Annotated in this window: 15 protein-coding genes, 1 tRNA gene and 2 pseudogenes; 9 read left to right on the top strand and 9 right to left on the bottom strand. The window is 73.8% G+C overall.

Annotation, left to right across the window (positions count from 1 at the left end; all coding sequences use genetic code 11):
- Nucleotides 1–224 precede the first annotated feature (224 nt).
- A complete protein-coding gene (locus tag IF88_RS0132420; protein WP_030720643.1) occupies nt 225–848 on the top strand; it encodes an HdeD family acid-resistance protein in 624 nt (207 codons plus the stop codon).
- A 16-nt stretch (nt 849–864) separates the two neighbouring features.
- Here the strand turns inward: IF88_RS0132420 and IF88_RS0132415 are convergent, their stop codons facing one another.
- Together IF88_RS0132415 and IF88_RS0132410 are read right to left on the bottom strand one after the other, a co-directional pair.
- The gene (locus IF88_RS0132415; RefSeq protein WP_030720640.1) at nt 865–2,688 is read right to left on the bottom strand and encodes an AMP-dependent synthetase/ligase; all 1,824 of its coding nucleotides are present in this window, start codon (nt 2,686–2,688) and stop codon (nt 865–867) included.
- Between the two features lie 154 nt (nt 2,689–2,842).
- Entirely contained in the window at nt 2,843–3,694 is an 852-nt protein-coding gene (locus IF88_RS0132410) for a LysR substrate-binding domain-containing protein (protein WP_030720637.1), read from the bottom strand.
- Nucleotides 3,695–3,964: 270 nt separating this feature from the next.
- Between IF88_RS0132410 and IF88_RS0132405 the strand changes: the two genes are divergently transcribed.
- From IF88_RS0132405 to IF88_RS0132395, 3 genes are all read left to right on the top strand, one after another.
- Nucleotides 3,965–4,993 carry a hypothetical protein gene (locus IF88_RS0132405; RefSeq protein WP_158754701.1) on the top strand — a complete coding sequence of 343 codons (1,029 nt, stop codon included), beginning with the start codon at nt 3,965–3,967 and terminating at the stop codon, nt 4,991–4,993.
- 149 nt (nt 4,994–5,142) lie between these two features.
- Complete coding sequence (locus IF88_RS0132400; protein WP_030720631.1) at nt 5,143–6,183, top strand: bile acid:sodium symporter family protein; 1,041 nt, start codon at nt 5,143–5,145, stop codon at nt 6,181–6,183.
- A 9-nt stretch (nt 6,184–6,192) separates the two neighbouring features.
- Nucleotides 6,193–6,630, top strand: a complete 438-nt coding sequence (locus IF88_RS0132395) for a (2Fe-2S) ferredoxin domain-containing protein (RefSeq protein WP_199808171.1) — start codon at nt 6,193–6,195, stop codon at nt 6,628–6,630.
- Here IF88_RS0132395 and fdhD read toward each other — a convergent pair.
- A complete protein-coding gene (gene fdhD / locus IF88_RS0132390) occupies nt 6,620–7,447 on the bottom strand; it encodes a formate dehydrogenase accessory sulfurtransferase FdhD (protein WP_030720626.1) in 828 nt (275 codons plus the stop codon). The genes IF88_RS0132395 and fdhD overlap by 11 nt on opposite strands.
- 207 nt (nt 7,448–7,654) lie before the next feature.
- Between fdhD and IF88_RS0132385 the strand changes: the two genes are divergently transcribed.
- Nucleotides 7,655–8,596 carry a beta-ketoacyl-ACP synthase III gene (locus tag IF88_RS0132385; protein WP_030720623.1) on the top strand — a complete coding sequence of 314 codons (942 nt, stop codon included), beginning with the start codon at nt 7,655–7,657 and terminating at the stop codon, nt 8,594–8,596.
- Here IF88_RS0132385 and IF88_RS0132380 read toward each other — a convergent pair.
- Nucleotides 8,583–8,891, bottom strand: a complete 309-nt coding sequence (locus IF88_RS0132380; RefSeq protein ID WP_030720621.1) for a hypothetical protein — start codon at nt 8,889–8,891, stop codon at nt 8,583–8,585. The genes IF88_RS0132385 and IF88_RS0132380 overlap by 14 nt on opposite strands.
- An 82-nt stretch (nt 8,892–8,973) precedes the next feature.
- On the opposite strand from IF88_RS0132380, the gene IF88_RS0132375 reads away from it, so the two are divergent.
- Nucleotides 8,974–9,058 (top strand) — tRNA-Leu (locus IF88_RS0132375).
- 379 nt (nt 9,059–9,437) lie between these two features.
- On the opposite strand, the pseudogene IF88_RS48495 reads toward IF88_RS0132375, so the two are convergent.
- A pseudogene (locus IF88_RS48495) lies at nt 9,438–10,157 on the bottom strand (IclR family transcriptional regulator domain-containing protein); the annotation flags it as partial.
- A gap of 851 nt (nt 10,158–11,008) precedes the next feature.
- Nucleotides 11,009–11,557, bottom strand: a complete 549-nt coding sequence (locus IF88_RS0132365; protein WP_234323769.1) for a sigma-70 family RNA polymerase sigma factor — start codon at nt 11,555–11,557, stop codon at nt 11,009–11,011.
- Nucleotides 11,558–12,005: 448 nt separating this feature from the next.
- On the opposite strand from IF88_RS0132365, the gene metG reads away from it, so the two are divergent.
- The 3 genes from metG to IF88_RS47445 all read left to right on the top strand — a co-directional run bounded on the left by metG (nt 12,006) and on the right by IF88_RS47445 (nt 17,692).
- Nucleotides 12,006–13,721, top strand: a complete 1,716-nt coding sequence (gene metG / locus IF88_RS0132360; protein ID WP_030720614.1) for a methionine--tRNA ligase — start codon at nt 12,006–12,008, stop codon at nt 13,719–13,721.
- A gap of 151 nt (nt 13,722–13,872) precedes the next feature.
- Complete coding sequence (locus IF88_RS0132355; protein ID WP_051837917.1) at nt 13,873–15,087, top strand: glycosyltransferase 87 family protein; 1,215 nt, start codon at nt 13,873–13,875, stop codon at nt 15,085–15,087.
- Between the two features lie 40 nt (nt 15,088–15,127).
- Nucleotides 15,128–17,692 carry a bifunctional serine/threonine protein kinase/MFS transporter gene (locus IF88_RS47445; protein WP_078893281.1) on the top strand — a complete coding sequence of 855 codons (2,565 nt, stop codon included), beginning with the start codon at nt 15,128–15,130 and terminating at the stop codon, nt 17,690–17,692.
- Here the strand turns inward: IF88_RS47445 and IF88_RS0132340 are convergent.
- The 3 genes and pseudogenes from IF88_RS0132340 to IF88_RS0132330 form a co-directional block, all read right to left on the bottom strand.
- Entirely contained in the window at nt 17,689–18,345 is a 657-nt protein-coding gene (locus tag IF88_RS0132340; protein ID WP_030720607.1) for a response regulator, read from the bottom strand. The two genes, IF88_RS47445 and IF88_RS0132340, sit on opposite strands and share 4 nt — an antisense overlap.
- Nucleotides 18,333–19,655, bottom strand: a complete 1,323-nt coding sequence (locus tag IF88_RS0132335) for a sensor histidine kinase (protein WP_051837928.1) — start codon at nt 19,653–19,655, stop codon at nt 18,333–18,335. Before IF88_RS0132335 ends, IF88_RS0132340 begins: the two co-directional genes overlap by 13 nt.
- 170 nt (nt 19,656–19,825) lie before the next feature.
- Nucleotides 19,826–20,379 (bottom strand): annotated as a pseudogene (locus IF88_RS0132330) (serine/threonine protein kinase); the annotation flags it as partial.

Here is a 20,379-nt window from a genome sequence, read left to right as displayed (position 1 = left end):
AGGGGGGCCGGGGAGGGGGCCGGACCTGCGGTGACCGGGGTGATGGGACGATCGCGGCCAAGGGGTGCCGACGAGGTGCTCCGCCCCGAGGGGGCCGTGGGGGCGGGCCCGCCTTCGGCGCGGCAAAGCCCGTCATATCCGGCTAAAGTGGATCGGAAAGGTAAAAAGCATGTCCGGCGGCTCGTGGTACCCCCGCGTGCCGTCCGGCTGTCCCTGGAGGCGTGATGACCGTACCCTCCGATGCGGCGCCGCGGCACGCGCAGAGCGACCCCGAGGACGTCCTCGGGCAGCTCGGCAACTCGTGGCACTGGGCACTCGGCTTCGCCCTCGCGACCCTGATTCCGGGCATCCTGGTGCTCGTCTGGCCCGACGAGACGCTGCACATCCTGGCCGTGATCATCGGCCTGCAGCTGCTGGTGGCCGGCGGCTTCCGCTTCGTCTCGGCCTTCTCCCACAGCAGTGACGGGGGCAGCAGCAGGCTGGCCGGCGTCCTGATCGCCCTGCTGGCGTTCCTGGCCGGCGTCCTGGTGCTGCGGCATCCGATGCAGACGATCGGTGCGCTGTCCCTAGTCGTCGGGGTGTTCTGGCTGATGACCGGAGTGCTCACGGCATACGTCGCCATCGCCGACCGCGCGCTCGTGCACCGGGGCCTGACCTTCGGCCTCGGCGCCCTCGGCGTCGTGGCCGGAATCGTCGTGCTCTGCTTCCCGGTGGACTCCGCGGTCGCCCTGACGCGGCTGCTGGGCCTGTGGCTCGTCCTGCTCGGCGTGTTCGAAGTGGTGATGGCCTTCGCGCTGCGCTCGGCCACCCGCCGGACCACGCCCAAGCCGACGCCCCGTCCGGGGTGAACGCCGGGCACCCCACTCACGACGAGTAGAGCGCCGAGACCTCCTTGGCGTACGCCTTCTCGATCGCCCGGCGCTTCAGCTTCAGCGAGGGCGTCAGCAGCCCCCGCTCCTCCGTGAACTGCTCGCCCAGCACCCGGAACGTGCGGATCGCCTCCGCCTGCGACACCAGCGTGTTGGCGGCCACCACCGCCCGGCGGACCTCCGCCGTCAGCTCGGGGTCGTTCACCAGGTCCGGGGCCGGCAGCTGCGGCCGGCCGCGCATCGACAGCCAGTGCGCGATCCCGTCCATGTCCAGCGTGAGCAGGGCCGCGATGTACGGCCGGTCGTTGCCCACCAGCACGCACTGCGACACCAGCGGATGCGAACGGACCCGCTCCTCCAGCGCGGCCGGCGCGACGCTCTTGCCGTTGGAGGTCACCAGGATGTCCTTCTTGCGGCCGGTGATCGTGAGGTAGCCGCCCTCGTCCAGCCGCCCCAGGTCCCCGGTCGCCAGCCAGCCGCCGCGCAGCACCGCCTCCGTGGCGCGCGGGTCGTTGAGGTACCCGGCGAATATGTGGCTGCCCTGGAGCCACACCTCCCCGTCGTCCGCGATGTGCACCGCGCTGCCCGGGATCGGCCGGCCCACCGTGCCGTACTTCGTCGCGCCCGGCGGGTTCGCGGTGGCCGCCGCGCACGACTCGGTCAGCCCGTACCCCTCGAACACCGTGATACCGGCGCCGTCGAAGAACAGCCCCAGGCGGCGCGACATCGCCGACCCGCCCGACATGGCGTGCCGCACCCGGCCGCCCATCGCCTCGCGGACCTTCCCGTAGACCAGCTTCTCGAAGAGCTGGTGCTCCATCCGCAGCCCGGCCGAGGGCCCCGGCCCGATGCCGAACGCCTTCCGCTCGCGCGCCTCCGCGTACCGCACGGCCGTCTCCACCGCCCGGTCGAAGGGGCCCGAACGCCCCTCCGCCTCCGCCTTGCGGCGGGCGGCCGCGAAGACCTTCTCGAAGACGTACGGGACCCCGAGCACGAAGGTCGGCCGGAAGGCGGCCAGGTCGGGCAGCAGCTCGGCCGCCGCCAGCACGGGCTGGTGCCCGAGCTTGACCCGTGCCCGGACGGCGGCCACCTCCACCATCCGCCCGAAGACGTGGGCCAGCGGCAGGAAGAGCAGGGTCGACGGCTGCTCTCCCTGTCTGCCCTGGAACACGGACTCCCAGCGGGTCACCAGGGTGTCCGCCTCGTACATGAAGTTGGCGTGCGTCAGCACGCACCCCTTGGGGCGGCCGGTGGTGCCGGAGGTGTAGATGACGGTGGCCGTCGCGTCCGGCGTCACGGCGCGGCGATGGCGGTGCACGACGTCCTCGGCGACCCCGCGGCCGTCCGCGACGAGGTCCTCCACGGCCCCGGCGTCGAGCTGCCACAGCCGTTGCAGGTGGGGGAGCCGGTCGATGACCGAGCCCACGGTCATGGCCTGGTCCTCGTCCTCGACCACGCAGGCCGTGCAGTCGGTGTCGTACAGGATCCAGTGCACCTGATCGGCGGAGGACGTCGGATAGACGGGGACGGGCTGGGCACCGATCGCCCACAGGGCGAAGTCGAAGAGGGTCCACTCGTACCGGGTGCGGGACATGACGGCGACCCGGTCCCCGAAGCGCACGCCCTGGGCCAGCAGCCCCTTGGCGAGCGCCAGCACCTCGGCGGCCAGCTCCCCGGAGGTGACGTCCCGCCAGACACCGTCGGTCTTGCGGCCGAGCACCACCCGGTCCGGATCCTCGTGGGCGTGCCGGAAGACGACGTCGGCCAGTCCGCCGACGGGCGCGCCCGTGACGACCGGTGGGACGGTGATCTCGCGCAAGGCCCCGCTCCTCTCCGCGCGCCGCGGGTGAACGTACCTCACGGTCAGGGGGCGTTGATCAGCAATCGGATTCCTCCACAAGACCTCCCCAGTGACGCGCCGTCCCATGCCTCTGACGTGCGACGTTCCGGGACTCCCGGGCGGCGCGGGCGGGTCAGCCGGTGCGGCTGAGCCGGTCCGCGCCGGAGAGCACCGCCGCCGCCAGCGCCTCGGCCGCGGCGGAGGCGCGCGGCCCGCGGAGCAGCGCGAACTCCACCGGCCCCAGCTCGGGCAGCCCGCCGACCCGCACCAGGCCCGGCGGGATCAGCCCGCGGGTGTGCGCCATCACGCCCAGCCCGGCCCGGGCCGCCGCGATCAGACCGCTCAGGCTGCCGCTCGTGCACGCGATCCGCCAGGCCCGGCCCTCGCGTTCCAGCACCTCCAGCGCACGGGCCCGGGTGATGCCCGGTGGCGGGAAGACAATCAGCGGAACGGGACGCTCCGGGTCAACCCGCAACCCCTCCGCGCCGATCCACACCATCCGGTCCCGCCATACCAGGCGGCCCCGCTCGTCGCCCGGGCCGCGCCGCTTCGCCAGCACCAGGTCCAGCCGCCCCGCGTCCAGCCGCTCGTGCAGCGTTCCCGAGAGCTCCACCGACAGCTCCAGATCCACCTCGGGGTGCTCGTGCCGGAAGCCCTCCAGGATCTCCGGAAGCCGCGTCAGCACGAAGTCCTCCGAGGCCCCGAACCGCAGCCGCCCGCGCAGCCGCGTCCCCGCGAAGAAGGCCGCCGCCCGCTCGTGCGCCTCCAGGATCGTCCGCGCGAAGCCGAGCAGCGCCTCGCCGTCCTCCGTCAACTCCACGCTGTGCGTGTCCCGGACGAACAGCGGCCGTCCCGTCGCCTCTTCCAGCCGCCGTACGTGCTGACTGACCGTGGACTGCCGCACGCCGAGCCGCCCCGCGGCCTGGGTGAAGCTGAGCGTCTGGGCCACCGTGAGGAACGTACGCAGCTGGACGGGGTCGTACACACCGCTGATGCTAGGCCGTTCCCACCGCCGCCGGTCAGCGTCGTGGCCGTTGACCTGCGCACGAGCGGTCCACGGGGGCCGGGGGCGGCTGCTCCGGACCGCACCGGGGCGGGTTACCGTGTCCCTTCATTTCGAGGGGGACAACTGATGTCGTACAACACGGGGCCGGGACCGTACCCGGGACAGCCGAATCCGTCGTGGGGAGGGAGCTGGCCGCCGCCGTTCCCGCCGCCGCCCAAGCCCGGCGTCATACCCCTGCACCCGCTCGCCGTGAGCGAGATACTCAACGGTGCCTTCACGACCTTCCGCCGGTACGCCAAGCCCCTGATCGGCGTGATGCTCGCGGTACAGGCCGTCGGAGTCATGATCATGGTCGCGGCGATCGGCGTCACCGTCGCCGTCACGCAGGACCGCTTCGCCGCCGTCTTCGACCTCGCGCCGGGCGAAGACCCCGACGGCGCGGACGTGGCGGCCCTGTTCCTGTCCTTCGTGCCGGCCGGTGTGCTCCTGCTGGTCGTGGTGACGCTGTGCGCGGCGATGATCGCCGCCCTGTGCCCCGCGGTGGTGCAGGAGGCCGTGGTCGGCCGGCCCACGACCTTCGTCGCGATGTGGAGCCGCTGCTGGTCCCGGCTGCCGTCGGTGCTCGGAACCCTGCTGCTGACGGGGTTGATCGTGGGCGGGCCGATCCTCGTCCTCTACGCGGTCTGCATCCCGCTGATCGTCATGTCCGCCGACGGCTCCGGTCCGCCGGCCGCCCTCGCCGTGCTGATCCCGGGCGTCCTGCTCTACCTGCCCGTCGCGGCCTGGCTGATGACACGGTTCAGCCTCGCGCCCGCCGTCGCCGTGTGCGAGGGTCTCGGGCCGGTCGCCTCCCTGCGGCGCTCCTCCCAGCTGGTCAGCGGCGGCTGGTGGCGCGTGTTCGGCATCTCGCTGGTCGGGTCCATCGTGGCCGGCGCCGTCGGCTACGCCATCCAGATGCCCTTCGGCTTGGTCGGCATGGTCTCGCTCGTCCCCGCCTTGTCGGCGGGGAGCGAGGGCCACGCCGATCCGGAAGAGATCATCGTCGGGATCATCGTGTACGCGATCGCCGTGCTGGTCGGCGGCGTACTCAGCGCGCTCTTCCAGTACGGTTTCCCCTCGCTGGTGAACGCCCTGCTCTACGTCGACCTGCGGATGCGCAAGGAGAACCTCGCCGAGGCCCTGATCGCCACCGCCGCCGCCAGTGCCAGTGCCACCGCCACCACCACTGACGCACCCGCCCCGGCCCCGGCGTCCGCCGCGGAGACCGGCGAGAGATGACACCCGCCTGCCATCGCGGGTCGTGATGACAGTGAGTGCGGTGTACGGGTTTCCCGATCACCGCCCACCGTCGACCATGGAGGGAGCACAGCGCCCGGGTCCGTCCACCCGGGCGCCACTCCCCCCGACAGCAAGTGAGCACCCCGCACATGCGCCGCCCGCACCTCCCCGCCCGGCTGCCCCTGGACCCGTACGTCCTGGCCCTGCTCGCCGCCGTCGGCCTCGCCGCCCTGCTCCCCGCCCGCGGTGCGGCCGCCCCGATCGCCGACGGCGCCTCCACCGCGGCCGTGGCCCTGCTCTTCTTCCTCTACGGCGCCCGGCTCTCCACCCGCGAGGCCCTCGAAGGACTGCGCCACTGGCGGCTGCACCTCACCGTGCTCGCCTGCACCTTCCTGCTCTTCCCGCTCCTCGGCCTGGCCGCCCGCGGTCTCGTTCCCGCCGTCCTGACCCAGCCGCTCTACGCCGGCCTGCTCTTCCTCTGCCTGGTCCCCTCGACCGTCCAGTCCTCCATCGCCTTCACCTCGATCGCCCGCGGCAACGTGCCCGCCGCGATCTGCGCCGGCTCCTTCTCCAGCCTGGCCGGCATCGCCCTCACCCCCCTCCTCGCCGCCGGCCTGCTCGGCGGCCACGCGGGCGGCTTCTCCCTCGACTCGCTCCTCAAGATCACCCTCCAGCTGCTGCTGCCCTTCCTCCTCGGGCAGTCCCTGCGCCGCTGGGTCGGCGGCTTCCTCGTCCGCCACAAGCAGGTCCTCGGCTACGTCGACCGCGGCTCGATCCTGCTCGTCGTCTACGCCGCCTTCAGCGCGGGCGTGACCGCGGGCATCTGGCACCAGGTCAGCCCGCCGCGCATCGGCGCCCTGCTGCTGGTCGAGGCGGTGATCCTCGCCGTCATGCTGCTCGTCACCTGGTACGGCTCGGCCCGCCTCGGCTTCGGCCGCGCGGACCGCATCGCCATCCAGTTCGCCGGGTCGAAGAAGAGCCTGGCCGCCGGACTCCCCATGGCCAGCGTGCTGTTCGGAGCCCAGGCCGGCCTCGCCGTGCTCCCGCTGATGCTCTTCCACCAGATGCAGCTGATGGTCTGCGCGGTCATCGCCCGCCGCCGCGCCCAGGACCCGGACCGCGAACCCGCCCCCGACCGTGTGGCGGAGGTCTCGCCCGCGGCCCAACAGCCCACCGGCCAGGCCCGATAACGTGCGGTGGTGACCTGGATACGCCCGCTCGCCGCCCACGCCGAACGCCCCTGCACCCTCGTGGTCTGCCGCGGCTGCTGCTGCGGCGACCCCCGCAAGAACCCCGGCTCCGACCACGCCGGCCAACTCGCCCGGCTGCGCGAGGCCGCGGCCGCCTCCGGGGGCCGCCTGGCCGTCCGTACGAGCGAGTGCCTCGGCCCCTGCGCCCAGGCCAACGTCATCGTGGTGCAGCCCACCACCGAAGCCCGCCGCCGCGGCGCCCGCGCGACCTGGTTCGGCTGGGCCCTGGACGACACCGCGACCGACGAGATCATCGCCTGGGCCGAATCCGGCGGCCCGGGCACCACCCCGCTCCCGGCCACCCTGGACCTCCACCGCATCGACCCCCCGGCCCCGAAGCCGGCCGCCGACACCGCCCGCCGCGGCCGCCGGAAGGCTAGAGGGTGATCCGCTCCTCGCCCGCGTAGATGTTCATGTCCGGCCCCCGCAGGAAGCCGACCAGCGTCATCCCCGACTCCAGCGCCAGGTCCACCGCCAGCGAGGACGGCGCGGAGACGGCCGCCAGCACCGGGACGCCCGCCATCACGGCCTTCTGCACGAGCTCGAAGGAGGCCCGGCCCGACACCAGCAGGACCGCGCCCGTCAGCGGGAGGCGGCCGGCCTGGAACGCACGGCCGACGATCTTGTCGACCGCGTTGTGCCGGCCCACGTCCTCCCGCAGGTCCAGCAGCTCGCCCCGTGCCGTGAACAGCCCCGCCGCGTGCAGTCCGCCCGTACGGTCGAAGACCTTCTGGGCCGCGCGCAGCCGGTCCGGGAGCTCGCAGAGGACCTCCGCGGGTACCCGTACCGGATCGGCGGCGATCCCCGGGAAACGGGTCGCCGTACGGACTGCGTCCAGGCTGGCCTTGCCGCACAGGCCGCAGGAGGAGGTGGTGTAGACGTTCCGCTCCAGCGTGATGTCCGGCACCGGAACCCCGGCGGCCAGCTGCACGTTGACCACGTTGTAGGTGTTCGAACCGTCCTCGGTGGCCCCCTCGCAGTACGTGACGGCCTGCACGTCCGAGGCCGCCGCGAGCACTCCCTCGCTGACGAGGAAGCCCACCGCCAGCGCGAAGTCGTCGCCCGGCGTACGCATCGTGATGGCCAGGGGCTTGCCGTTCAGACGTATCTCCAGCGGCTCCTCGGCCACCAGCGTGTCCGGGCGGACGCCCGCCCCGCCGTTCCGGATCCGGACGACGCGACGACGTTCGGTGACCCGTCCCATGGTGATCAGCCCTCCCCTTCTGCTTTCTCGCCGGTATCCGACGAGCTCATTGTCCCGGTTCCGCTTCCCGCGACGCTCCCGGCAGGTGGATCCTCGGGAAGCTCCAAAATCCGGGGCCGGAATCCTGTCGGGTCACACGCACCCGTACCCACCAGTAGCAGGCAAAGCTGGGTGATCCTGACTTCCGTACAAGGGGGGACCCCGCCCATGACCGGTTCACGCGTGGTGGCGCTAGGGCACTACCAGCCCGCGAAAGTGCTCACCAACGAGGACCTCGCGGCCATGGTCGACACCACCGACGAGTGGATCCGGTCCCGCGTCGGCATCCGCACCCGCCACATGGCGGGCCCGGACGAGCCGGTGGACGAGCTGGCCTACCAGGCGGCGGGCAAGGCGCTGGCCGGCGCCGGCCTGACCCCGGACGACATCGACCTCGTCCTGGTCGCCACCTCCACCGCGATCGACCGTTCGCCCAACATGGCCGCGCGCGTCGCCGCCAAGCTGGGCATGGGCGGCGGCCCCGCCGTGATGGACATCAACGTCGTCTGCTCGGGCTTCACCCACGCCCTGGCCACCGCCGACCACGCCATCCGCGCCGGCTCCGCCACCCGCGCCCTGGTCATCGGCGCCGACAAGATGACCGAGATCACCGACTGGAACGACCGCACCACCTGCGTGCTCACCGGCGACGGCGCCGGCGCGGCCGTCGTCGAGGCCTGCGAGGAGCCGGGCATCGGCCCGGTGCTGTGGGGTTCGGTCCCGGAGATGGGCAACGCGGTCCGGATCGAGGGCTCGCCGCCGGTCTTCGCCCAGGAGGGCCAGTCCGTCTACCGCTGGACCACCAGCCAGCTCCCGCCGCTCGCCCGCAAGGTGTGCGAGAAGGCCGGGATCACCCCGGAGGACCTGGCCGCGGTCGTCCTGCACCAGGCGAACCTGCGGATCATCGAGCCGCTCGCCGCCAAGATCGGCGCCGTCAACGCCGTCGTCGCCCGCGACGTCGTCGACTCCGGCAACACCTCGGCCGCCAGCATCCCGATGGCCCTGTCCAAGCTGGTCCAGCGCGGCGAGATCCCCAGCGGCGCCCCGGTCCTCCTGTTCGGCTTCGGCGGCAACCTCTCCTACGCGGGCCAGGTCATCAGCTGCCCGTAGGCGTCGCCGTGCGGCCCGGGGCACGGCGCACCTCGGCTCCCGGCGTCCCCGGCAGCACGACGACGAGCGCCACCGGCTGCCGGAGCCCGGAGGCACCCGTGCCGACCGGGACCGTCGCCAGGACGAGCACCAGCGCCGCCGCCCGGAACCGGGCCGGGCCGCTCCCGAGCACGGCCCGGAAGTCCAGGTCCCCGGCGAGGTAGACGGCGACCCCGCCCGCCCCCGGCGAGACATGCCGTCTCGCTACGCCCGTCGGTGCATGCCCGCAGGTCAGCCCGGCGTGGCGGACGCCCACCGCTCGGATATGTGGTCGGAAGCCCGCCGATCCTTTGCTATTGTTGTCCATGTCGCCGCGGGAAACCGGGGCCGACCACCTGGTCCGGGTGGCGGAATGGCAGACGCGCTAGCTTGAGGTGCTAGTGCCCTTTATCGGGCGTGGGGGTTCAAGTCCCCCCTCGGACACAAGAAAGAACCCCACACATCGTGTGGGGTTCTTCTTTTTTGCCGTTCACGTGCTAAGGACCACCAGGCCCGTCGGGGTGGTCAGGCTGCCCGGGGCGACCGACGTGAAGGTGTGGGGCAGGGACAGGCGGGGCTGGTCGCCGGCCGGGGCGGCGTCGAAGAGGTAGGCCGCCGCGGCCGTGGTGTCGCTGACCAGGTGGGGGCCGCCCGGGGTGGCCGTGGCTCCGGTGAGCGGGGTGCGGAAGAGGCGGCGCAGGTGGCGGAGGGTCTCCGGGGTGACCGGCGCCCTCATCGGCACGGGCCGAGCCGGGGGCTCCGCGGCGGGGGCGTCCGCGGGGGCCGCGGCGGCGGCCGTGGCGTCCGGGGGGATCGCGCCGGTCAGGAGCAGGGCCAGGAGGACCGGGACGGCCTTGCGGCGCAGGGCCGCGGTGGCCTCGGGCAGCCGGTGGGCATGGGTCGCGGGCAGCGAGAGCGCGAGGCTCCCGGCCGCGTCGCCGGTGGCGATCGGGACCGCCGAGCAGACGACCCCGGGGGAGTACTCGAGCAGGTCGAAGACGGGCGCGCCCGGAGCGACCGCGTCCAGCGCGCTGAACAGCACCCTGCTGTCGGTGATCGTCCGCGGGGTGAGCCGGGCGGTCCGGTGCCGGGCCACGTGGTCGGCGCGGCGGTCGTGGTCGAGCTGGGTCAGCAGGCACTTGCCGACCGCGCTGGCGTGCGCGGCCGCCCGGAAGTCCACCCACTCCCGCACCGGCGGGGCCGCGGGCCCGTCCGCCGTCTGCGTGATCCGGACCTCGCCCTCGGCGTACCGGCTGAGGTACACCGCGGCGCCCGCGCTGTCCCGGGCCAGGGCCAGGGTGCGCTGGAGCTGGCCGGTCAGGCCGTGGCCGCCGGGGGCGGCGAGCCGGTCCAGGGCGGGCCCGCGCGCGTACACCCCCGCGCCCGGGCGGTACGCGTACTCCTCCTCGCACAGCATCGACAGGAGCGGGCGCAGCTCCCCCTCGGCGAGGCTCGCCTCGCGGGCCAGCTGGGCGGCCCGCACCCCGAGCGGGTGCTGTTCCAGGACGCGTACGACGGCCAGCGCGCGGCGGGCCTCCGCCAGGGCCTCGCTCGTCCCGCCCTGGACGACGGTCCCGCGGGCCGCCGCCGTCAGTGCCGGGTGGCGCAGCGGCCCGGCGGCCGGCCGGACCGTGGCCACCGGTGCCGAGGCCACCGGTGCCGGGACGGTCGCCGTCGCCGTCTCCGTTGCCGTCGCCGCCACGGAGACGGGCGGCGCCAGGAACGCGGCCAGCACCCCGGACAGCCCGGGCCGCGGCAGCGGCACCGGGCCCAGATCGGGGTCCTCGAACTGGTCGACGTAGCGCAGCACGGCCGCCTGCGCGCACAGCCGGACCTCCCGCAGGTCCCGCCGGCCGCCCGGCCGGAAGCCGCGGCGGCCCAGCTCGCGCGCCCAGAGCCGGGCGTCGTGGTGTTCACCGCGCCGGGAGTGGTCGAGGAAGAGGCAGTACGCGGCGGCGGCGGTCGGCGGGCTCCCGGAACCTGCCGCGAACTGCCACCAGAAGCGGGAGCCTTCGCGCAGCCCGGCCAGGTGCAGCAGGCAGCCGAAGACGACCGCGCCGGCCAGGTCGGTGCGCCCGCCGGTGCCGAAGTTGTCGAGGTGCGCCCCGGCCTTCGGCGCGCACACCGAGGCCAGGCAGACGGCCTTGAGGTCGCGCCGGGCCCGCTCGGCGTCGAGCGGGCAGTCCCCGGCCGGGTCGCTCCAGCCGTAGGCGGACCGGCGCCGGGCCCGGTGTCCGGGGACCGGGCCGTGCGGCGTGGCGCGCAGCAGCCGGGCCTCGGCCGCGCCGAGGTCGTAGTACCGGTAGCGGTCGCGCACGCCGGCCCGGGCGAGGAACTCGGCGAGCGAGCGCGGGGTTCCGTCGCCGTCCCGCCGCTCCTGGGGTTCGTACCGCTTCATGAGCCGGCGGATTCGGCTGATTCGGCGGACGTGTCGAGGAGGCGCGCGAGCCGCCGGTGGGCCTGGCCGAGGTAGGAGCGGACCGTGGCCTCGTCGACGCCCATCACGGCGGCGGCCTCACCGGGGGTGCACTGGAGCCCGTACCGCAGGAGTACGGCGTCGCGCTGGCGCTCGGCGAGCCGGGAGACGGCGGAGTAGAAGCGGATGGTGTCGGTCAGTACCTCGTACTGGTCGGCGTGGGCCTCCTTGAGGGCGGCCTCGAAGGCGCTGATGTCCATCGGCTCGGGCTGCTGCTGCCAGGGGTGGCGCCGGCCCTGCCGGTCGACCAGGCAGTGCTTGAGCACCGTCCACGCGTAGGCGTCGAGGCGGTCCATGTGGAGCATCCGGAGCCATTCGCCCATGATCGAGTCGAAGGCGGCGTCCACGGCCTCCTCCGCCGCCGCGTCGGAACCCAGGTGCAGGTACGCGAAGCGCATGTACGCGGGCCGCCGGTTGGCGTGGAAGGCCCAGTACGACAGGCGCGCCGTCGGGTGCCACTGGCTCATGGGAGTCGGCCGCCGACGCCGGCTCGGTAGTCCCACGGCCCCACCGGACTCCTCCGGTCCGCCATCGTTCACCGCTCCACCTCATCCCCTGTGCGCAGAACAGGAAAGCAGCGCGGGCGCACTCGGAGGGCGCAGAGAAGAAACCTGGAAGCATTGCGTCGGTGATGATCGACTTGTGATCGATGTCGATCGCAGGAGGCTCCAGCCGGCACGTATGCATATGCCCGCTGCCGGTGCCGCCGGACCACCGGTCCGGCGGCCGGCGGTCCGCCTGTAACATGGGCCCGATCGCGAGGGCCGTGACGGAGAGGTCACTGCCCTCGCTTTTGCGTTACGTCCACCCATGAACAAATGCGGCGCGTGGCCTTTCGGCGGTTCGATACGATGAACCGCATTCACAGTCCGTCACGTCACGTGGTACCGCACATAGGAAATGGAGCATCCGAGGATGGCTCGACACCTGATCACCAGCGCGCTTCCGTACATCAACGGGATCAAGCACCTGGGCAACATGGTCGGGTCGATGCTTCCGGCGGATGTGTACTCCCGGTACCTCCGCCAGCGCGGCCACGACGTCCTCTACATCTGCGCCACCGACGAGCACGGCACCCCCGCCGAGCTCGCCGCCAAGGAGGCCGGCATCTCGGTCGCCGAGTTCTGCGCGCAGGCCCACGACGCCCAGAAGGCGGTCTACGACGGCTTCGAGCTGTCCTTCGACTACTTCGGCCGCAGCTCCTCCGCGCAGAACCGCGAGATCACCCAGCACTTCGCGCGCAGGCTCCAGGAGAACGGCTTCATCGAGGAGCGCGCGATCCGGCAGGTCTACTCGCCGGTCGACGGCCGCTTCCTGCCGGACCGCTACGTCGAGGGCACCTGCCCGCACTGCGGCTACGACAAGGCACGTGGCGACCAGTGCGAGAACTGCACCCGCGTCCTGGACCCCACGGACCTGATCGAGCCCCGCTCGGCCATCTCCGGCTCCACCGAGCTGGAGGTCCGCGAGACCAAGCACCTCTTCCTCCTGCAGTCCAAGCTCCAGCACGAGGTCGAGGCCTGGGTCTCCGAGCACGAGGAGGAGTGGCCGCAGCTCGCCTCCTCCATCGCCCGCAAGTGGCTGACCGAGGGCCTGCACGACCGCGCCATCACCCGTGACCTCGACTGGGGCGTCCCGGTCCCGGCCGACACCTGGCCCGAGCTGGCCGCCGAGGGCAAGGTCTTCTACGTCTGGTTCGACGCCCCGATCGAGTACATCGGGTCCACCAAGGAGTGGTCGGACCTGGACCCGGCGAACCGCGACTACAAGTCGTGGTGGTACGAGGCCGAGGACGTCCGCTACACGCAGTTCATGGCCAAGGACAACGTCCCGTTCCACACGGTGATGTTCCCCGCCACCGAACTGGCCACCCGCGAGCCGTGGAAGAAGGTCGACTACGTCAAGGCCTTCAACTGGCTGACGTACTACGGCGGCAAGTTCTCCACCTCGCAGAAGCGCGGCGTCTTCACCGACCAGGCGCTGGAGATCCTCCCGGCCGACTTCTGGCGCTACTTCCTCATCGCCAACGCGCCCGAGTCCGACGACTCGTCGTTCACGTGGGAGCACTTCGCCGCCACGGTCAACAAGGACCTCGGCGGCACCCTCGGCAACTTCGTGAACCGCGTACTGACCTTCTCCCGGAAGAAGTTCGGCGACGAGGTCCCCGCCGGCAGCCCCGCAGGCGAGGTCGAGGCCAAGCTGGGCGAGCAGATCGCCGAGCTGCTGGCCGAGTACGAGGGCCACATGGACTCCCTCCAGTACCGCAAGGCCGCGGCCGCGCTGCGCGCCCTGTGGTCGGCCGGCAACGCGTACCTCGACGAGAAGGCCCCCTGGCTGGAGGTCAAGACCGACCTCGACGGCGCGGCGCTCACCCTGCGCACCGCGATGAACCTCATCCACCTCTACTCGGTGGTCTCCGAGCCGTTCATCCCGGCCTCGGCGCGCGCCATGCGCTCCTCCTTCGACCTCGCTGACGACACGGCCGCCTGGATCGCCCCCGAGCAGGCCAAGGCACTGGACGCGGTCCCGGCCGGTACGCCGTTCACCGTGCCGCCGGTGCTCTTCGCGCGGGTCACCGAGGAGGACCTGGAGTCCTACCGCGAGCGCTTCGGCGGTTCCCCGGAGGCCTGAGCCTTCGAGCGACCACCACGTGAGGGGCGCGACCTTCCGGGGTCGCGCCCCTTTCGCGTGCCCGCCGGGCGGGACGGTAGGGAAAACCCCACCGTGAAGTGTCCACCTGGGCGTGCAGACCCGGTGGGGGCCGCGCGGCTGGAATGGGGCCATGACCCTTTCCCGTACCGCCCGTTGGACTGCGGGCTGGCTGCTCGCGGCCGCCTGGGCGCTGTCCTTTCCGCTGCTGTCCCCGCTGGGACCCCACCGGCTGTGGGGCTGGTGCGCGGCGAGCGGCTACCTCGCCGCCGCCGCGGCCACCGCCCTGGGCCGCCGCCGCGCCGCACTCGGCGCCGCGCTGCTCGGGGCCGTCGCCGTGCCGCTGCTGTGGCTGGTCCTGACCGGCCAGGGACAGTCGGAGGTGAGGGTCATCGAACGGTCCGGGCGGCTCCTGCTGGAGTCCGGCCGGCTCTACGTGGAGGGGCCCGCGGCCGTGGACGAGTACACGCCGTACCTGCCGGGCATGGCCCTGCTCGGCCTCCCGCGGGCGCTGCTCGGCGGCGGGGACGGCTGGGCCCTCCGGCTGCTGGGCGACGCCCGGATCTGGTGCGCGGCGGCCCTGTTCGGCAGCCTGTGGGCCGGGCGGCGACTGCTCGGCGCGGCCCGGTCGCCGCTGCTCCCCGCGCTCGTGGCCTCGCCCGTGGTGGCGCTGCCCCTGGCCGTCAGCGGGGTGGACCTGCCGCTGGCCGGGCTGTGCTGCCTGGCGCTCGCCGCCGCGGCGGCGGGCCGGCCCGCGGTGGCGGGCGCGGCCCTCGCCGGGGCCTGCGCGCTGAAGTGGACGGCGCTGCCCGCGGTGGCGGTGGCGGTGAGCCTGCTCGCCATCTGCCGGGGCGGGCGGCCGGCGGTGCGCTGCGCGCTGGTGGCGGCCGGCGGCACGGCCCTGCTGGTGCTGCCGGGTGCACTGCTCCAGCCGCGCGAGGTGTGGCGACAGGTGTTCGCCTTCCCCACCGGGCGCGCGGAGGTCCCGACCCCGGCCGGCAGCCCGCTCCCCGGACACCTCCTCGCCGAACTCGGCTCCTGGGGCTGGTACCTGACGGTGGCCCTGCTGGTGCTGGGCGGCCTGGCCGTGGCCCTCTCGCTGCTGGTCCGGCCCCCGCGCACACTGGTCGCGGCGGCCGACCGCCTCGCGATCGGCCTCACCACGGCCTTCCTGCTGGCCCCCGCCGGCCGCTTCGGCTACCTGGCGCTCCCGGTGCTGCTGGCGCTCTGGTCCCGTACGGTGACGGTCCCGGGCGTCTCCCGCGTCGTGACTGGCTCCTTCCGGCTCCGGCCGTCGGACGGGCGGCCGACAGCGCGGAACGAGCGGTCGGGAGGGCATTTCGCCTGACGGTCCCCGTACATTGGATAGTTGCACTATCCTTCCGTCCGTGGATCAGCTGATCGCCGAAGACCCGACCCGTATGGGACCGTACCGCTTGATCGCCCGGCTGGGGGCGGGCGGCATGGGCCTGGTCTACCTGGGCCGCTCCGAGGGCGGCCGTACCGTCGCCGTGAAGGTGGTGCAGGCGGAGTTCGCCGGGAACCCCGAATTCCGCAGGAGGTTCGCACGCGAGGTGGCCGCCGCGCGCCGGGTGGGCGGCAGCTGGACGGCGGCGGTGCTCGACGCCGACACCGAGGCCGCCGTTCCCTGGGTGGCGACCCAGTACATCCCGGGGCCCGACCTCCAGACCGTGGTCGCCCGGCAGTTCGGTCCGCTGCCCGAGGACTCGGTGCGGACCCTCGCCAACCGGCTCGCGCTCGCGCTGCGGGCCGTGCACGACGCGGGCCTGATCCACCGCGACCTCAAGCCGTCCAACGTGCTCGTCACCGTCGACGGGCCCCGCGTCATCGACTTCGGCATCGCGCGGGCGATGGACAGCCTGACCGGCGACAGCCTGCACACCCGTACCGGCATGCTGATCGGCTCGCCGGGGTTCATGTCCCCGGAACAGGTACGCGGACTCGAACTGACCCCCGCCAGCGACGTCTTCTGCCTCGGCGCGGTCCTCGTGTACGCCGCCACGGGGCGCATGCTCTTCGGCGCCACGGACACCGGGCTGAACGCCCATCTCTTCCGGATCGCCGAGGAGGAGGCCGACCTGACCGGCGTACCGGAGTCGATGGTCGACCTCGTCGGCGCGTGCCTGCACAAGGACCCGGCCCGGCGGCCCACCCCCGACGAGGTGGCGGCGCGTACGGCGGCGGACGCACCCGGGGAATGGCTCCCGGGTGCGGTACTGGCCCAACTCGGGCGACACGCCGCGCGGCTGCTGGACTACGCCCCGGCGTCTCCTCCCGGAGCCGGAGCCGGAGCCGGAGTGGGACTCGGAGCCGGAGTCGGAGCCGGAGCCGGCGGCGAGGCTCCGGCCGGGGGACCGCCCGCCGGGGCGCCGGACCCCCGCCTCGTGCCGGCGCAGTCCCGGCAGGACGCCTCCCCGTACGGGACACCGCCCGCGTACGCCCCCACGGCCCCCGGCCACTTCGGCCCCTCGGACGGCTTCGGCCCGCCCCCGGGCCCCGTCCCCGGCGACCCGTCCGCCCCCGCGCCCCCACACCCCAGACGGTGGTGGGGCCTCGCGGTCCTCGCCCTGACGCAGCTGCTGGTGCTGGTCGAAGCGGCGCAGTTCAACCTGCTGGGGCCACAGATGCACGCCGATTTCGGCATCAGCGGCGACGGCATCGGCCCGGCCTTCAGCGCCTACCTGGTCGCCCTCGGCGGGCTGCTGCTGCTCGGCGGGCACCTCGCCGACCTGCTCGGGGCCCGGCGGCTGCTGGTGGCCGGCCTGATCGGGTTCGCGGTGGCCGCGGTGCTCGGCGGCGCGGCCGACGGCGCCGGGCTGCTGATCACCTCCCGCGCCCTGCAGGGCGCCTCCGCCGCCCTGCTCGTCCCGGCGGCCCTGTCCCTGGTGGCCACCGGTTTCACCGACCCCCGGGAACGCGGCCGGGCCTTCGGGATCTACGCGGCGGTCGCTGCGGGCGGCAGCGCGCTCGGCGTGTTCACGGGCGGGTGGCTCGCCGAGGTCCTGGCGTGGCGCTGGGCCCTGTGGTCGGTCGTCCCGCTCGCCGTGCTCGCCCTGATCGGCGCGCTCACCCTGCTGCCCGACCGCCCGGGCCGTACCGGCGCCCGGTTCGACGGACCCGGGGTGCTCCTCGGATCGGCGGGACTCGCGGCCCTGACCTACGGCCTCGTCGAGGTCGGGACGGTCGGCTGGGCCGTCCCCCTGAGCCTGTTGCTGCTCGTGGGCGGCATCGTGCTGCTCGCCGCCTTCCTGGGGTGGGAGACCAGGACGTCCGGCCCGCTGCTCCCGCCGTACGTCCTCGCCGACCGGAGCCGCCTCGCCTCCCTCCTGGTCGTCCTGTTCACGGGCGCCGCCACGGTCGCCCTCCTCCCCGCGCTGGGCTTCTTCGCCCAGCAGATCCGCGGCGAGGGACCGGCCGCGTCCGGGACGGCCCACCTGCCCCTGGTCGCCGCCGCCCTGGTGACGGCCACCCAGGTCTCCGCCCGTCTGCTGCCCCGCTTCGCACCGCGTGCCCTGATCCTGCCCGGCCTGCTGCTCACGGCCCTCGGGCTGGCCCTGCTGGCGGGTGTGGGGGGTGCGGCCACCTACGCGACCGGGATGCTGCCCGGCATGCTGCTCACGGGCGTCGGCCTGGGCCTGACCCTCGTCCCGCTCTACTCCCTCGCGACCGCCGGGGTGACCCCGCGGCACGCCGGCGGGGCCTCGGCGGCCCTCGGCGCGGCCCACCACGTAGGGCAGTCGATCGGCGGGGCCGTGCTCGGCACCGTCCTGATGAGCCACCTCAACGCGGTCTCGGACGACACCGACCTGTTCGCCCGGCTGCTGGACTCCTACACCACCGCCCTGTGGTGCGTGGTCGGCGGCCTCCTCCTCGCGGCCCTGCCGGCCGCCCTGCTGATCAGGACCGGAACCCCGCGAGGGGACACCCCCTAGGCCTCCTGGCCCGCCAGGTGGGCCAGGACCGCGAGGACGCGGCGGTTGCCCTCGGTGGCGTCCAGGTCGAGCTTCGTGAAGATGCTGGACGCGTGCTTGACCACGGCGGCCTCGGTGATGAACAGCCGTGCGGCCAAGGCCTGGTTGTTGAGGCCCGAGGCCATCAGGGTCAGCACCTCGCGCTCGCGCGGCGTCAGCCGGGCCAGCGGCCGCTCCTCGGACTGCCGGCCGAGCAGGACCCGTACCACCTCCGGGTCGATGACCGTCTGGCCGTCGGCGACCCGCTGAAGGGCGTCGAGGAACTCGGCGACCTCGCCGACGCGGTCCTTGAGGAGATAGCCCAGTCCGGCCGCCGAGGCTCCGGTGAACAGCTGGGTGGCGTAGGCCGTGGCCACGTACTGGGAGAGCACGAGCACGGGCAACGACGCGTCCCGGGAGCGGAGTTCGAGCGCGGCGCGCAGGCCTTCGTCGCGCAAGCCGGGCGGCATCCGCACATCCGTGACGACGGCGTCCGGCCGCTCCGCCTCCACCGCCCGTACGAGCTCGTCGGCGTTGCCGACGGCGGCGAGGACCCGGTGGCCGCCGCGGGTGAGGAGCTCCGTCAGCCCGGCGCGCAGCAGTACGGAGTCCTCGGCGAGGATCAGCCTGAGCACGGGACCTCCACGCGCAGTTCGGTCGGCCCGCCCACCGGACTGGACACCACCAGCCTGCCCTTCAACATCGCCACCCTGTCCGCGAGTCCCGCCAGTCCCGCCCCCGCGCCGGGATCGGCGCCGCCGCGGCCGTCGTCGGTGACGGAGAGGGTGAGCCGGTCGCCCTCGACCCTACCCGCGACCACGATCCGCGAGGCACCGCTGTGCTTGGCGGCGTTCGCGAGGGCCTCGGTGACCGTGAAGTACGCGGTGATCTCGACCGGTTCGGGCAGCCGGGGCAGGTCCAGGTCCACCGTGACGGGCACGGGATGACGCAGGGCCACCTCGGCCACGGCCGCCCCGAGCCCGTGGTCGGTGAGCACCTGCGGGTGGATGCCCCGTACGAGGTCGCGCAGTTGCTCCAGGGCCACCTTCGCCTCGCCGCGGCCCCGGGCCACCAGCGCGGCGGCTCCGGCGGCCTCCGGCAGCCCCCGCAGCTCCAGTTCGGCGAGGCCCAGGGTCATGCTGAGCGCGACCAGCTGCTGCTGGGCGCCGTCGTGCAGGTCCCGCTCGATGCGGCGCCGTTCGGCTTCGAAGGCCTCGACGAGCCGGACCCGCGAGCGGGTGAGCTCCAGGACCCGGTCGGCTTCCTCGCGCGGCCCGAGCAGCCGGCGCACGGTCGCGACCTGGGCCCCCGCGAGCAGGCCTCCCGCGTACGCCGCCACCAGCAGCCCGACCAGTCCGGCCGCCGTGCCGCCCAGGGCCTCCAGCGGCCCGGAGACGGCCCGGCCGGGTATCAGCATCACCTGGTCGGGAGCGATGGCCCGGACGGTGACCGGGGTCGCGACGAGGATCAGGGAGAACGCCACCAGAGTGATCACGATGAACCCGGCCGCCCCGAAGACCGGCCCGAGCAGAGCGGCGTACCCGAACTCCCGCCAGGTGGCCCGCTCGCGCAGCCTCGTCCGCAGCCAGGCCGCCGGCCCGGCCCCGGCGAGCGAGGCGTGCGGATCCGCCACCGGCACGGGCTCCACGCACCGCAGCCGCCACCGCTCCAGCGCGCCCAGCGGCACCCCGGCGACGACCGCGCAGAGCAGGAGCAGCAGCCCGATCCCGGCCACCGCGAGCACCACCCCGAGCCCGACGAGCAGCCCCAGCACGACCAGTACCGGATAGCCGATGAGGAACCCGCTGCCCGCGTACGCCCAGCACCGCCAGGGCCACCACGAGCCCAGGAACCGCAGCGGCCTTCGCATCGCGGCCCGGACGGCGGCCGGTGGCCCGGCGGCAGGTCCGGCGGTCGCGTCGCCGGGAGGAAGGGAGTCGGACATGTGTCCCCAGTCTAGGGGGGCCGGCCGGAAGATCATGAAGGAGGAGACCAGGACGACCAGGACCAGCACCGTCTTGTGCAGGCGGGTCAGTTCCGGCTCCTCCTGATCGGTTCCCGTCGCCTTCTGCTCCCGGTCGCCCGGAACCGGACGGAACCGTCCCGGTGCGCCGCTCAGCCGGTCCGTACGAAGGTCCGCACCGCCGTGTCGAAGTAGCCGCGGGCCTCACCGGAACGCCCGACCGGCGAGGAGACCCACACGTCGTACAGCCGCCCGCCCTCCTCCCAGCACAGGTCGCGGGTGTGCCGGGGGCCTTCGGCCGCCGAGAAGCCGTTCCAGGTGAACAGCCAGAGGGCGGCCTCGTGGCCGTCGTGCGTGCTGGCCACGACCTCGGCGTCCCGGTAGCCGGGGTTGTTCGACGGCCCCTTGGCGTGGGCCCGTTGGTGCACGGCGAGCGGACCGCCCGATTCCGGATCAGCCACCTTGATGCCGATGCGGAAGGTCTCGCCGGGGGACATGTAGAAGATCCGCGGCCCCTCGACCTTGCGCGTGAAGCCGAGGGGGACGGCGAGCGAGAAGCCCTCCGGGTCCTCGACCATGTGGTAGCCGGCGGGGGCGGCCTTGTCGTCGGACGCGGGGGGAACCGGCCGCGGCGCCGCCGGACTCGCCGTACCGGTCCGCCCGCCGGGGCCGCCGGGGGAGGGCGTGGGGGGGGTGGGTGCGGGGG

Origin of the sequence: Streptomyces sp. NRRL F-2580, assembly GCF_000720115.1 — a bacterium.
Lineage (GTDB): Bacteria > Actinomycetota > Actinomycetes > Streptomycetales > Streptomycetaceae > Streptomyces.
The sequence above is the reverse complement of the archived record's forward strand: the minus strand, read 5'-3'. Positions and strand labels throughout refer to the sequence as shown.